At 58.8% G+C, this 12813-nt stretch carries 15 protein-coding genes and 1 pseudogene; 11 read left to right on the top strand and 5 right to left on the bottom strand.

Features of this window, described 5'->3' with window-relative positions; all coding sequences use genetic code 11:
- The first annotated feature begins 270 nt into the window (after positions 1 to 270).
- Complete coding sequence (locus LB532_RS25050) at positions 271 to 867, top strand: SOS response-associated peptidase (protein ID WP_140553992.1); 597 nt, start codon at positions 271 to 273, stop codon at positions 865 to 867.
- A gap of 19 nt (positions 868 to 886) precedes the next feature.
- Here LB532_RS25050 and LB532_RS25055 read toward each other — a convergent pair whose 3' ends face one another.
- Entirely contained in the window at positions 887 to 1135 is a 249-nt protein-coding gene (locus LB532_RS25055) for a hypothetical protein (RefSeq protein ID WP_140642145.1), read from the bottom strand.
- Positions 1136 to 1344: 209 nt separating this feature from the next.
- On the opposite strand from LB532_RS25055, the gene LB532_RS25060 reads away from it, so the two are divergent.
- Positions 1345 to 1593, top strand: coding sequence for a hypothetical protein (locus LB532_RS25060; protein WP_224557365.1), 249 nt, complete (start codon positions 1345 to 1347; stop codon positions 1591 to 1593).
- Between the two features lie 486 nt (positions 1594 to 2079).
- On the opposite strand, the gene LB532_RS25065 is transcribed toward LB532_RS25060, so the two are convergent.
- Complete coding sequence (locus tag LB532_RS25065; RefSeq protein WP_140642149.1) at positions 2080 to 2262, bottom strand: hypothetical protein; 183 nt, start codon at positions 2260 to 2262, stop codon at positions 2080 to 2082.
- Positions 2263 to 2523: 261 nt separating this feature from the next.
- Between LB532_RS25065 and LB532_RS25070 the strand changes: the two genes are divergently transcribed.
- Positions 2524 to 2703, top strand: a complete 180-nt coding sequence (locus LB532_RS25070; RefSeq protein ID WP_140642150.1) for a hypothetical protein — start codon at positions 2524 to 2526, stop codon at positions 2701 to 2703.
- Between the two features lie 53 nt (positions 2704 to 2756).
- Here the strand turns inward: LB532_RS25070 and LB532_RS25075 are convergent, their stop codons facing one another.
- Both LB532_RS25075 and LB532_RS25080 read right to left on the bottom strand, forming a co-directional pair.
- Positions 2757 to 2936 carry a hypothetical protein gene (locus LB532_RS25075; protein WP_140642152.1) on the bottom strand — a complete coding sequence of 60 codons (180 nt, stop codon included), beginning with the start codon at positions 2934 to 2936 and terminating at the stop codon, positions 2757 to 2759.
- Between the two features lie 337 nt (positions 2937 to 3273).
- Positions 3274 to 3684 (bottom strand): annotated as a pseudogene (locus LB532_RS25080) (IclR family transcriptional regulator C-terminal domain-containing protein); the annotation flags it as partial.
- Between the two features lie 126 nt (positions 3685 to 3810).
- Here LB532_RS25080 and LB532_RS25085 point away from each other — a divergent pair.
- The 5 genes from LB532_RS25085 (at position 3811) to LB532_RS25105 (ending at position 7960) form a co-directional block, all read left to right on the top strand.
- On the top strand, positions 3811 to 4236 hold the full coding sequence (locus LB532_RS25085) for a hypothetical protein (protein WP_224557368.1): 426 nt from the start codon (positions 3811 to 3813) through the stop codon (positions 4234 to 4236).
- Between the two features lie 447 nt (positions 4237 to 4683).
- Positions 4684 to 5295 carry a hypothetical protein gene (locus LB532_RS25090; RefSeq protein WP_140642153.1) on the top strand — a complete coding sequence of 204 codons (612 nt, stop codon included), beginning with the start codon at positions 4684 to 4686 and terminating at the stop codon, positions 5293 to 5295.
- Between the two features lie 1062 nt (positions 5296 to 6357).
- Positions 6358 to 6774 (top strand): hypothetical protein, encoded by a 417-nt coding sequence (locus LB532_RS25095; protein ID WP_140642154.1) that lies wholly within the window; start codon positions 6358 to 6360, stop codon positions 6772 to 6774.
- 365 nt (positions 6775 to 7139) lie between these two features.
- Positions 7140 to 7667, top strand: a complete 528-nt coding sequence (locus LB532_RS25100) for a ferritin-like domain-containing protein (protein ID WP_140642156.1) — start codon at positions 7140 to 7142, stop codon at positions 7665 to 7667.
- Between the two features lie 59 nt (positions 7668 to 7726).
- On the top strand, positions 7727 to 7960 hold the full coding sequence (locus LB532_RS25105) for a low affinity iron permease family protein (RefSeq protein WP_140642158.1): 234 nt from the start codon (positions 7727 to 7729) through the stop codon (positions 7958 to 7960).
- A gap of 418 nt (positions 7961 to 8378) precedes the next feature.
- On the opposite strand, the gene LB532_RS25110 is transcribed toward LB532_RS25105, so the two are convergent.
- Positions 8379 to 9575, bottom strand: coding sequence for a hypothetical protein (locus LB532_RS25110; RefSeq protein ID WP_348641699.1), 1197 nt, complete (start codon positions 9573 to 9575; stop codon positions 8379 to 8381).
- A 520-nt stretch (positions 9576 to 10095) separates the two neighbouring features.
- On the opposite strand from LB532_RS25110, the gene LB532_RS25115 reads away from it, so the two are divergent.
- The 3 genes from LB532_RS25115 to LB532_RS25125 all read left to right on the top strand — a co-directional run bounded on the left by LB532_RS25115 (position 10096) and on the right by LB532_RS25125 (position 12647).
- Positions 10096 to 10518: a hypothetical protein gene (locus LB532_RS25115; protein ID WP_140642162.1), complete on the top strand. Its 423-nt coding sequence runs from the start codon at positions 10096 to 10098 to the stop codon at positions 10516 to 10518.
- Between the two features lie 361 nt (positions 10519 to 10879).
- Positions 10880 to 11842, top strand: a complete 963-nt coding sequence (locus LB532_RS25120) for a manganese catalase family protein (RefSeq protein WP_140642166.1) — start codon at positions 10880 to 10882, stop codon at positions 11840 to 11842.
- A gap of 502 nt (positions 11843 to 12344) precedes the next feature.
- The gene (locus LB532_RS25125) at positions 12345 to 12647 is read left to right on the top strand and encodes a DUF1236 domain-containing protein (RefSeq protein WP_140642168.1); all 303 of its coding nucleotides are present in this window, start codon (positions 12345 to 12347) and stop codon (positions 12645 to 12647) included.
- Positions 12648 to 12813: the final 166 nt, after the last annotated feature.

Genomic DNA, 12813 nt, shown 5'->3' on the forward strand with positions numbered 1-12813 from the left:
GTATTGTCGGGCCCGACACGCGGCTGGTTGCGGGCACTGTCAACATCGATGAGCACAAATGACGTGCGTGGGTCCGTTGCCGGAGGCTGGATGCCTGCGGCTGAACGCTGGATAACCCCATGCCGCGAGCTCCGCCAAAGAAATATACAAGCAAAACGCGCCGGAACCATTGGAATTAACCTTTGTTAATAGGTGTGGACAAGGTAGGCCTTTGTGGGCGCTAAAAAATCCTCACCGGAATTACTTTCGGATGAGCAAGGAGCCTCTTTCATGTGCAACGACTACGAGCAGCATGTACTCTGGGCCGAATATTGCCGGATGATGGCATCGCTCGCGCTTGAAATCCCGACCCACCAAACCGAGCTCGATCTGCCGCAGGCGGATGATATTCATATTAACGACCCGGCACCGATAATGCGCGCCGCCGCTGACGACGCCATCGAGCTCGCTTCGATGACATTCGGATTTCCACCATCCGGTCCGAAGGGCGGGCCTGTGTTCAACTTCCGCTCGGAAGGGCGTCAGTTCGGCGGCAGTAAACGCTGCCTCATCCCGGCTTCCGCCTTCTTCGAATTCACCGGCACAAAATATCCAAAGGCAAAACATCGCTTTACGCTCAACGGCTCTCCGTTCATGGCCATCGCGGGACTCTGGCGTGACGCTGTCGGCAACAAGCCGCCGACCTTCACCATGTTGACGACCGAGCCTGGGCCGGATGTCGCGCCGTATCACAATCGGCAGGTCGTAGTCCTCCAACCGGAGAATTGGGGAGCCTGGATTAACCTGACGAAGCCCGAGGCCGAGCTTCTGCGACCGCTTCCGACCGGATCGCTCGCTGTGGAGACGGTGCGCCCCGAAAGCTCGTAGGGCGCATCGAACCTTGCGGCTATTCCATGTCGGGTACGTCGCCGCTGACAAATAGCGTTGTGGGCGGCCCGTAGTCGCCAAGCGCCGGGTCGGCATCGCGGCTCCATGCAATGACGCCGATATGTTTGGAAGCCAGCGCCTTGAACGTACGAACTGCCCGTTCCTCGCTTTGCTGATCCGTCGGCCCGTATGCGCTACAGAGATCGCCTTCGTCGTCACGGTCAAACACAACGACAAAGATCAGCTTCGGCTTTTTCTGGCCAGGCAATACATGGTCGGACCCTCAGATACCGATCGCCGTCTGCGCCGTGCTGTGGTTATCCTGCAAGGGGTGAACAAAATAGGAACGAAAATGTCAAAGCGCCCCTTGACCTTGGAGGAATATGTTCCTCATTTCAGGCTATGCCGGAACAACCCGAACGATGGCCGCGCGGCGTGCCTTGGAAACTATTGAATGCCCATAACGCAGGGCAGGTGGTGCGCCTCCGCTGTGGCCACTGCAATATCAAGCGCTTCTACAAGCCGGCTGAATTGCGCGAGGTCGTTGGGAACATCACCATAGACGAGGTGCGCGCCAAGGTCCGTTGCCAGACATGCGGCGAGAAGCGTTCAATGAACGCCGAGCTGTTCCACCCTGTCGGCCAGGAATTGCAGACGATCCGCTTTCGCAGGCTGGTCGAGATCCGTTGGGAGCGTCGGGTGATCTGGCGCGACGAACCGCCATGAGGGTTCGCCGGCACCGATGGCCAAGAAATACAATTTTAAGCAAATGTTTCCGGATCGCGCTATTCTGTTACCTGGCGCCAGTCCACGTGCAATACAGCGGAAACACCCACGGGACACCTTAGCGCTGAGGCTGGCAGTGCACTTCCATGGCGCATCTGGCAGCTCGGTGATGTGTAATATTAGCTACGCGTAAACTTTGGCATGTTCGTTGCACCTTACCCCTTGAGGGGTCACGGGGGTTGGAACCAATGTATCGAAATGACGCAGATCTGTTCGCGCGGGCGAACGCACGGGGCATTACGATCTACCAACGTTCGAAAACTGTATGGATCGCGGCGGGAAGCTACCGGGATCGCGAATATACGGTGAAAGGACGGACTCCTGCCCTTGCGCTCGCATTGTGGAAGGAAGCGGCCAGATACAGCGGGTCGGCAATTTAGAGCCTGTTCCATGCCGGCTGGATGAAGCAGCCGGCTCAGAGACGATCTAGACGCCCGCCACGCGGCAAAACATTTGCAACGCTGTCAGGGTGCGGGCTTCTGTCGGCTCTTCGCTTCCTGCCTGTAAATCCGCCGGCGCTGCATCCGCTTCGACGAATTTGCGCCGGGAAGCGGATGGCTGTGCGGTACGGTTGTCGTTTGCAGCGACGACAATCGCGGACTTTTTCATCGACAATCCTACCTCATGGGAGCGCTGCGAAACCCGTAGTGCACGGCACCGCAGCGCTCGGGGTGTATCACGGCAGCTGGTCCAGGAGCAAGCCATTGCCGCTTGTTCAGAAGCGCATGCCTGAGGACAGAAAACCGGCCGCTGAATATTTTGTGCCTCGCTTAGCCGAATTGCCGTGACCAACCTTCTCAGAAGAGCAAGCTGAATGAGCCGTTGCGCCCTGGGCGCACGGGCCAGCTCGCCTGTTGGTCCGTGGCAGCGATGGAAGTCGCGGTGGAGGGTCCGGGCGGACTGGCGGCGGTGATCGCTGCCAACGGCGCCGCACTCGACCCTGGCGACCAAGCGACGCTTGGCATGAGCCCGCTCGCCGGCGCTGGCGCACGCTGCGGAACGCTGATCGGCAACCGCTTCGCACTTGGCAGCAACTGTTATTTTCGGTGACCGAGCTTAATTCGTCGAACCCGGTTATCCGGGTTGCTCCGCCCGGATCAATCCTAGCGCCGCGGCAAAGGGATCGGGGCGAGCACCAGCGGCCGGTCCTGCGCTAACCTTCGCAGGCCCGCCAGATCCGTCAATTCGATGAGGTGCGCATTGCTGGTGATGAGCTGCTGGGCGCCGCAGCTTCTGCAAGACGCGATAAGATGTGGCACGCTCAATTCGAGGACGTCGGCCATGATTTCCCTGCGAAGCTTGCCTCTTGTGCATGTCCTCTAAAAGGCGTGCATGGATCTCGAGCAAAGGGCGCGCCGGCCTTTCATGGTGCGCGCCTGCCGCGAACTGGCGCTGGCAGGGCAGACCACCGTGCTGGTCGAGCAGAACCTTGCTGACTCTCGCGCTCGCGAGCCGCGTCTATATTCTAAGCAACTGCCATGTCGTCCACGAGGCCGCCGCTGCCGAGCTCAGGGCTCAGTCGGACCTGCTGCAGCGCTTTCTTGCCGTATAGTCCAGGTCGAGGCGCGGCTGCCAGCAACTATGGACGCCGGTGGGATGCCGATCGGGCGCCGTTGTTGGTCACCTTGCGCTGCGCCAGCCCAACCGGGATTTGATGCGCCTGGCGCTGGCTTTGACCAGGTCGACCAGATCCGGATTCTTCTGCTTCAGCTTGATATCGGGAACCACGATAGAAATCGTCGCCCTGCAAGCCCCCTCGCCGTCGCATATGGGAGCGGCGATGCAGGCCACCGAGAAGTCGGATTCACCGGCCTGAATCGAGAGGCGTTGTTCGAGCGCCGCAGCCGCCGCGCTCGCCAGCACCTCCTCATCCGTTTCGGCCCGGCCGGTCGGGGACGCCGTTGCCGAGCGCGCAAAAATGGCGCGGCGTTCCTCTTCCGGCAAGTGGCCGACCAGCATGCGGCCGGAGGCGGTCCAGTTGAGGGGGCTGCGAGTGCCTACGCGCGAGGTCACCTGGAAGTGATCCTTGCCCACCCTTGGTGAATTCGACACGCTGCTCGATGACGGCGGGCCCACATCGATCCGAAACTCGGGGGAAAGAACAATGCCGTCGGCGCGCACGGACCGGAGCTCGCCAAGCAGGTCGCCGAGATTCTTTTGGTTGAACGCGACGTTGACGTTCAGGCGTTCGAGATCCTGAACTTATCGCGCGACTTCGAATCGTCGTTCGTCGTCAACGAACTCGATCCGACGCTGTGGTTCAATATCGTCAGCGATGAGAGCGAGATCAAATATGCCACCACTCAGCTCCCGCTGGACTACAGGGATTTACACGATGCGATCGGCGGTGAGCCACTTGATGCTGCTATCGCAATCCTGAAAAGGAGCGGAAGATCAAGCAGGAGGTGCTGGATATCTTTTATGATGCCGATCTGCTGCGCCTGCGCAGCAGGAGAATTCTCGCCCGTGCATGCTGGCTTTTCAGCAACGGGCGTGGCTTCGTCAAACTTAGACCAGTCAATGAGATTGAAGCGGACGTCAGGTCGCATCAGAGTGGATCGATCGGTCGATAGCATTTCCTGATCCGCCACAGCTCAACATCGTGAAACGAGACAGATCTCGTTGCCTGCGTCGAAGTCGGTTCCTTCCCTTCATCAACCGTCCCGTTTGTGCCGACCAGATTTGTAGGAGCGGACAGGGCTTCCAGCACATGCTATTTGGCCTGCTGCGGGTTTTTCGGCCACGCCGTTAAGCTAGCATTGCTTTCTCCTCGAATTCGACGGGGCTCAGATAGCCCAGCGTCGAACGCCGAGGGTTGTAGAGGTGGTCGGGGGTGCCGATCTCAGCACACTTTGCACTTGTCACAGACCTTCAGATTTCCGGGACAGCTCTCTTGCAACCAAAACATCTTGGACACGTTGTTCGTCTATTCGCAATCAGGGGAGAACGTCGTGAACGGAATAATATATCTCGTAGGCCTCGTCGTGATCGTTCTGTTCGTTCTGTCATTCCTTGGACTACGGTAAGATCATGGCCGAGACAGTCCCCGAAAGCCCTGCAGTTAGCCCAAGGGTGGTGGCTGCACCGTCCTATCTTGGTTGGGGGGGCATATTTGGCGGCGGGATCATCGCTTGCGCCATCTCAGTGGTTCTTTTGCAATTCGGATCAAGTGCCGGCTTGGCGCTGGGTTCTCCTACTCTTCCCAACGGCGGCGCTTCTTGGAACGTGCTGGCGGCCGGGCTATGGGTAGTCGTCGTGGCCGTAGCAAGTTCCGCAGCCGGCGGTTATGTAGCGGGACGCATGCGCACGCGCTGGGAGGACAGCGACGCAAATGAGAGCGAATTCCGCGATGGCATACATGGCATCGCGGTCTGGGCTCTAGCGACACTCGGAGCGGCGTTTTTCTTTGCGATGATTGCCGGAAAAGGCGCGGATGCAGTGGTCAATCCCGCTGACGCGCAACTCAACGAAACGACCGTGCGCCTTTCAGCCAACATAAGGGCCATATTCAGCTTCGCGACGGCCGCGGGCTCCGCACTTGGCGCTGCAGCCGCATGGTTTGCAGCGACTACCGGGGGTGAACACCGCAATCAGGGAATCGCCTTCCACCACGTTGTGCCGGCTTTGTTGCGCAAGCGTTAGCATGCGGATATGCAATCTAGATCGGCTGACATAGCCTCCACAGGCCTTCGAGGCTTCTTCGGGCTGGCTCGATCGGAGCTCGTTTTTAGTACAATCCTTTTGAGGGACACTATCCAGCGGCTGTTGACGAGAAGCCGGGCGTGGCGGAGCGCCAATCAGAATTGCACGGCTCGAAAGGCGCGGCGGCGCAGTCGATGACCAGCTTGAACTGCGTTCGACGATCTAGGGATACGGCAAAATTGTCCTACCACTAACATCGTAATGTCCGCTTCCATGATCGGCCGGCAATTGCCGCCATTCCAACTTCCGCAACCGCAACGTAGGTGACCGTTCACCGACATACGGTGTCGGGGTGGAACGTAAGGAGCGAAACGACCACGACGGCATCCGGACCGGGTTTACGCCCGTCGAGGCCGTTTGCTGTTCGGCTTACTGTCCAAAATGCACATCGTTTGTATGAACGGCAGGGGCTTGGTCGCACGACAGGAGACGCTGGAACCTGGGGCGACAAGCAGCTATTGCGAACTATGACCGGCCGCAGTCGCGTCCATTCTTCATGGCGGTCTCGTGCTGTTCGCTGCTAGCTGGTGTTGGGACAAAATGAGAGCCCGGGTGTCAATCAGCTCTTGACTTGATAGGAATATATTCCCTATTTTAGGAGATCTGAGCAGGAACGGTTATGGAAAGCGCAAACATGCGCCAGAACGCTAATTGGCACCATCCCGGATGGCAGTGTCGAATGGCTTCTCACGCTTGGCGAGGAAGGGCGGTAATGGACACTGGCGACGGCAGCTTCCGGATCGAGGTCTGGGACTGGGATGAGAAACCGCACTTGAGACGACTTGACGTTTCGCTTGGTGCTCTCGGCGAATGCACATGTTACGGGCCTGGTGCAAGACTGCTCACATCATGCCGAGTGAAGGGCGGCCGATTTATCCGACACTACGGTAAAGGTGGCTTGTCCAGTTCGGTCGAGAGAGCGGTTTTCTGCACGAGATGCGACACGGGTGGCCCGTACGACTCGAAATACACTAATTACCTCGCAACTAGGAGCATTGCCAAATGGATGGCCTGATCGATTTCTTCCAGACCAATGGAGCTCTGGTCATCAGCAACCCCACAGCATTCGCCAGCTTCGCAGTTCTATTTGGAAGCGGAGGTTTTGTGGTCGGGCGCTATTTCCTCGCTGAGCGCATTGCCAATCTGGAAAGCCGAATTGCCCGGCGGGATGATGAAATTCAAGAACTGACATCTGGGCGATCACTGGAGAAGCCTGACGATCGTCCATCGCTGGTCCCGGTCCTTAGTACGTCATACTTCGACAGGGGAAAAGGCCATCCGTATGCTGGGAAAGTGGACCGATGCGCCGACCGGAAAAACTCACTGAACCGCCGCATAGATTCTGAGACCATGATAGAGACATGGCGGCGGGCCGCAATTGTTGACACGCGGCAACAGGATGTTGCCTGGTTTTCGTGAAAGAGAGACCCTCGCTGGCCCACGACCGGCCATTGGCCAATCCGTGTGGACTTGAAACACCGATACCAAATTCCGCGATTGGAAGAACTGAATTTGTAAGATGCCGCCGCTTAGGTCGTCGGCGGGAACGACCGCTCCCAGTTAGTCAAAGCGAAGGCCTTTTCGTGCATGATGAACGCAGTCATTGCGGCTAGTGCTCGGGTAGCCGCAAAGACAAGCTGAACCACGCCCGATGGATCCTCAGCAGAACTGCCTGTGTTGCCAGCTTGACGAATTGACATCGAAGCTTAATCGGAACCTCAAGCCATCTGTTTTGTTATCGGCACGCCTCCTGCATGAGGCACCTCAATCTAACGGAGACAGCAATGGCGACGACCAATAGGAGTGCGAAGGTATCCGCGAACGGCCTCGAAGATCTATTCCTCGACGGTCTGAAGGACATTTATTACGCTGAAAAGAAAATCCTCAAAGCATTGCCGAAAATGGCGAAGGGGGCAGAATCCGAAGAAGTCTCGGCTGCTTTCGAGAAGCACCGCATGGAAACCGAAGGTCAAGTGAAGCGACTTGAGCAAGTGTTCGAACTTCTCGATAAGCCAGCGCGCGGGAAGACGTGTCCGGCCATCGATGGCATTCTCGAAGAGGGCTCCGAAATCCTGGAAGAATATAAAGGTGCGCCGGCGATCGACGCCGGGCTGGTGGCTGCTGCACAAGCTGTTGAGCACTACGAGATTGCCCGATATGGGACCCTTGTCGCTTGGGCGGAACAGCTTGGCATGGCAGACGCTGTAAAGCTTCTTCAGGCAACGCTGAAAGAAGAGACTGCCACCAACGAGGCGCTGAACGCACTTGGCGAGGGCGGAGTCAACGAACGGGCTATGGCTGAGGCTGCCTGAGCGAACTTATATTCGATAGCTCCGGCAGACTGCCGGGGCTATTATTTTAGGGCCACGTAATGGGAAAGACATTCGACGCGATGGCCAATGCCGTCGCGCGTGCAATCGGACGCCCTTGGGCTTTTGCGCTTTGCGCGAAGTCCTTAGTTGCATGGGCTACCTCGGGGCCGACTTTTGGCTTCTCGGAAACATGGCAACTGATCATCAACACCGGAACGACTATCATCACCTTCCTGATGGTGTTCCTAATTCAACCCACCGCCGGTTGCCAAGACACCCGGCAACAAACCTAGGGCGACCAAGCTTCCGGCGACCAGATCCAGCATCGCCAAGGTCAAGGAAGAAAAAATGGCGCGATCGTCGCCCGGTGCAATGGCCAGGACGGGCGGGACGGCAAAAAGGGAGGCAGGCAGGAGAAAGCCATGTCCACGAACGAAACGTCCATGCCGCATTACCAATCCAATCCGGGCCGGCATCGCGTCGGCAAGGGCAGGGGAGAGCGAGAGCTTGGATCGCGAGCTCGCTCGAAAAGATCGGTTAGCTGCGCAACCGACGAAGCAAGGCCCTTTCGCCACCCGTTGCGAAGGCAAGTCGAGGAAGAGGTCGAACTGCCTCAGAAAGGTTCTGCTTGCGGCCGACCACGGCGGGGGATCGAAGTGTCTGCCGTGCGCCTCGACACCCGAGTTGATCCTCCTGCTGAAGAGGTGCTGGTCAGGGAAGGGGCTGGAGCAACCTGGCGCAGACGTCGCTGATGAGTTGAGGCAGGATATCGAACGCATAGCCGGTGTGCAGCCTCTCCAGCGGCGTATGGTAGTCGCGGCCCCATGGGCCGATATTGACGGTCGGGAGATTGGCCAACCCCCGTTGCGACGGCCAGCGTATGGTGTGCTTCCATGCGGGTGTGTTGCGGGCGACGACGTCGAGACAGGATTCGGCTGCCTCGCCGAAAAAACTCATATCCGAAATCCCCGCGAAATGTTCCGCGCAGCCGATCGCCGTGCCGTAGCGTGCCGGGGCCCCTTCGGCTACTTCCATTGCCACGGCTCGAAGCCGGACCGCTGCCGCACTCTCGGATAGATTTGTCGGCAAATAGGGCATGGAGCCAAAGCCGGTGACGATTGCAGGTCCGGACAATTGGCTGAGACCCCAAGCCTTCTGGGTGATCAGCCGGCATTGCTCGGGCAAGGGCAGATCACCCGCGGCGACCGCAGGTTGCAGCGCGTCCAGCCGCGCCCTGCCCAGCGGACCGAGGCGCTCGACCAAAGCCTCGAACCGCAAGAGCGGAATGCCCTTGTCCAATTCCGTGTGGCTTGCGCCATGCTGTTGAACGACGCGACGCTTGAGTTCGGCCAGGAGCACGGAGGCTGCCCCCGCGCATAGTCTGTCGAACCGGTTGAGGACCTCCTCCGGCGTGCGGCGATAAGTCAGCACGTTCACGATGACGTAGGCGGCTGCCGGCGTGGTGACGTCATATCCTAGTTTTCCGTCCCGGATGCCAAGCAGGCTCGGTGGCGTGCCCGGCGATGCGCCGCAGTCGTCCGTAAGTTCAACTGCCCATTCCAGGCGCGAGGCGATGGCTGCGGCGATTGCCGCGGCGTTGAGGCCATTCATCGGAAACCCGCTATGCGCGGGCATGCCGACGACATAAGCGGTTGGAAGCAGTTTGCCGACCGTTCCAAGCGCGATGATACGGCCCTTGCTGCCGTCGCCATCATCCGCGATCGCATCGAGGTTAATTCCTGCGACGAGATCAAGCTCGTGCTGGGCGGCAATCTCTGGCAGCATCTGTGCTGCGCTGCGAGCGCCGGCAGAGTTGTTCTCCTCGTCAGGCACGGCAATGAACAGCAGGTTTCCCGCTGGATAGACGCTTTCAGCGAACTCTGCGCACACCGCCAAGCCGGCGGCCAGGCCGGCTTCATATCGAGCAGTCCGCGTCCAGCGAGGAACTCGCCACTCGCCAGGTCATCGTGCGCACGCTTTTCAGCGGGGATAATGCTCTCGGCTAGGCTATCGCGCAACACGCATGTCAAGGGCTCGGGCCGGGTGGCCAGATCCTCCAACTCGCCATAGTCGCTTGTTGCCACAGTATCATAGTGACCGGTCAGCAAGACCGTCGAACGACCAGCGCCGCGCAGCAGCATTGCCACGCAGTGGCGGCCGTCTCCGGGCCCAACCTCGATCGTCCAAATCTGCGCGTGCCGATAGGCACGGTCCCGGCGCAGTTCCGCAGCCAGCCACGGCCCGAACGCTGCTTCGCCCCCGCTCCCGGTGACGCTTTTGTGTTCGGTGAGTGTGGTCGCCCAGCTCTTGGCGCGGCATGAAAGAGTTTTGCTCGCTTCACGATTCATCGTCGCCTCGGGCTGGCTGGTAATTCACTGAACCTAATGCAGGCAAGGGATCGTTCTCAAGGGAATCGCGGGGAAATTCATTGGGCGCACAGCAGCCGCTCACCAGCGAGTATGGCAAGCGAATCTGCATGTTCGGGCGGAACCTTCCACCTTGGACAGCTTTTACCTTCGTTAATCAAAATCAGGAGGCGAAGATGCGGCTTCTCGAAACGGCGGTACATGCAAGACCAGAAGGCGTCCTGGTCGAGTTTCTTGGTGAAGGCGGCGAAAAGATCGCGGTTACCATGGCCATCTCCGATCCTGGGATGGGCGATGCCGCGCTCATTGCCCGTGCGAGGCAGATGATGGTTCAGCTTGCTGCCTTCGAAATTGCGGAGAACGAGTACGATCAACAGAGCAACGGGAATTTCGACCGGCTTGTCGTGTCAGGCCAGCATGGATCCGGTCAGGATGTAGGTTTGAAAAATCAGTTGTCGGCAGATGCTGACGCTGAGCCTCGATGAGGCGCCTCCTAATCGAGGTCCAATCCAAACTATAGTCACCTGGCGGAGCCGTAGGACATACTGCCAAACCGCGGTCGAAGTGAATTAAGCTAGACACGCTCCGCTGCAGGATCTGGAGAAGCTTCAGGCCCGGACAGTGCTAGGCCTGAGCTCAATTCCCCTGCCGGACTACTTGCTGCAATTCTGCGAGGGCGAGGTAGCAGCACCGCTAGCCGTGTAGTTGTCGGTGCCATTCCCCGCAGCGTCCTTGCAGTGAAGGTGCGCCCCGCGATTAATCGTTGGCGGTCTATCGCGTTCACCGTGTACGAGGGAACATTCCTGGTGGCCGGGGGTTGGGTGATGCCAACCCTGGAGGGCCCCCATGTTCATGCACAATAAGCGACTGCAATATACCGTACGTGTTTCAGAGCCGAACCCGCGACTCGCTTGCATGATAATGGAGCAGTTCGGCGGAGCCGATGGCGAGCTTGCCGCCGCGATGCGCTATTTCACACAAGGGTTGGGTGAGGACGATGTCGGCCGGAAAGACATGTTACTCGACATCGCGACCGAGGAACTCAGCCATCTCGAAGTGGTCGGGTCGATCGTCACGATGCTCAACAAAGGCCTGAAGGCACAGCTTGCCGAGGGCCAGATGAAGGAAGCCGAGTTGTATTTGATGGTGGGTGCCAGTGGCACGACGGCCAAAGAGTCGATCTTGTTCGGCGGCGCACCCGCATTATGCGACTCAGCCGGGGTGCCCTGGACCGCTGCGTATATCGATTCCCGCGGCGAACCCACGGTGGATTTGCGCTCCAACATAGCGGCTGAGGCGCGCGCCAAGATCGTGTATGAGCGACTGATCAACATCACGGATGATCCTGGCATCAAGGAAGCCCTCGGTTTTCTGATGACGCGTGAGGTCGCCCACCAAAAGTCGTTTGAGAAAGCGCTCTATGCGATAGAAAACAACTTTCCGTCGGGCAAGCTCCCGGGCATCGAGAAGTTTGCCAGCATTTACGTCAACACCTCGCAAGGAGAGGGCGACGCCACCGGGCCCTGGAATTCGGGAGACGAATGGGACCGCGTCGACGATCTCGAGGAGGTCATGCCCATTGATGGCGGAGACGGGAGTGCAACGGTCAAGCTCAATGCCAAAGACAAGAAAGTCGCTGCCAAGATGGCGGAGCGGACACTCTCGGATCCCTCTTCCGATCCAACCACCGGTGCCGATATTGGGGCAGGCCCTGGGGCCGGGCGCACGAAGAATGGGGACATGGGCGGCGCCGCCAACATTCAGAAGGCGCCGGCACAGGCAGAAGCCGTAGTTCGCAAGAGGAAGTAGCCTGCGAGCCGGAATAGTTCCCGAAACGCACACACTTTGGCGCCTGGTGATCAGAGTACCGGTATCCGACGGATCTTGGGAATGTATTAAGCGGATGCATCGAACTGTTGGCCGCCGGATTCTGACCCAGTCGCGCAGAAATGATCTATCCCAAGCGGCAGCGCTGCAAAGCCTTTCCTGTCAGAGCAGCGCGTCGACTCTCGCGTGCGGTTTCTTACCAGCAGACGCAGCAGAACCGCCAACGATTGCGCTGCGATTGCGCGCGAACGCTGACGGCTCCAGTTCCGGCGACGTCGGCCCGCCGTTCGGGCTGCTTTCCACTCCGGCGCCGTTCCTCAGATCGACGATGGGCCTCGTGCCTCTCAGCTTCGACGCCGATCGGCCGCGGCTCTTTCTCAGCCGGTGTCAGACTGAAGTCCTGTCAGAGGAACGTTTCTGATTTCCTCACGTTCAGCTTAGGGTCGAGGCATCCTGCGCTCAGCCCACAAAGAGGAAATAAATCATGAGAATACATGTCACTGGCGCCACTGCCGCGTTGTTGCTGGTTGCTGGAATCGGCGTTGCCGCTGCGCAGGACGTTGTCGTTGTCCAGCCAGAGCAGGAGACAGTTGTCCGCGAATATGTGAAAAAGCAGCCCTTGGCCTCGATCAACCTGCTGGGCGTGGAGCTTAAGCTGGGCTCATCAGTGCCGGACAAAGTTGAACTGCGCGAAGTTCCTAACGTCAAATACCGGGTAGCGGTGATTAATGATCAGACCGTGCTTGTCGATCCAGATACCCATCAGATCGTCGACATCTTACACTAGCGATAAAAGCCGGTTCTATAGGCGGCCTGCGCTTCGACCCAGCCCGCCATTTTTATCTGCGCGGCTCGAAATTGGCACGCAAGATCCGCTGGTTCGAACGGCTGATCGGCCATAGTCATTCACTGCTCCAAGACGGAGCCGAATGCCGTCTGTGCAGCGACTACAA

It is taken from the genome of Mesorhizobium sp. ESP-6-2, assembly GCF_020164675.1.
GTDB lineage: Bacteria > Pseudomonadota > Alphaproteobacteria > Rhizobiales > Rhizobiaceae > Mesorhizobium.

Bases quoted from the DNA above. Each gene is read 5' to 3' on its own strand.
- LB532_RS25120 (WP_140642166.1), top strand. From the start codon at position 10,880: ATGTTCATGCACAATAAGCGACTGCAATATACCGTACGTGTTTCAGAG.
- LB532_RS25095 (WP_140642154.1), top strand. From the start codon at position 6,358: ATGGATGGCCTGATCGATTTCTTCCAGACCAATGGAGCTCTGGTCATC.
- LB532_RS25050 (WP_140553992.1), top strand. From the start codon at position 271: ATGTGCAACGACTACGAGCAGCATGTACTCTGGGCCGAATATTGCCGG.
- LB532_RS25105 (WP_140642158.1), top strand. From the start codon at position 7,727: ATGGGAAAGACATTCGACGCGATGGCCAATGCCGTCGCGCGTGCAATC.
- LB532_RS25125 (WP_140642168.1), top strand. From the start codon at position 12,345: ATGAGAATACATGTCACTGGCGCCACTGCCGCGTTGTTGCTGGTTGCT.
- LB532_RS25090 (WP_140642153.1), top strand. From the start codon at position 4,684: ATGGCCGAGACAGTCCCCGAAAGCCCTGCAGTTAGCCCAAGGGTGGTG.
- LB532_RS25100 (WP_140642156.1), top strand. From the start codon at position 7,140: ATGGCGACGACCAATAGGAGTGCGAAGGTATCCGCGAACGGCCTCGAA.
- LB532_RS25075 (WP_140642152.1), bottom strand. From the start codon at position 2,936: ATGGCCGACGTCCTCGAATTGAGCGTGCCACATCTTATCGCGTCTTGC.
- LB532_RS25070 (WP_140642150.1), top strand. From the start codon at position 2,524: ATGGAAGTCGCGGTGGAGGGTCCGGGCGGACTGGCGGCGGTGATCGCT.
- LB532_RS25065 (WP_140642149.1), bottom strand. From the start codon at position 2,262: ATGAAAAAGTCCGCGATTGTCGTCGCTGCAAACGACAACCGTACCGCA.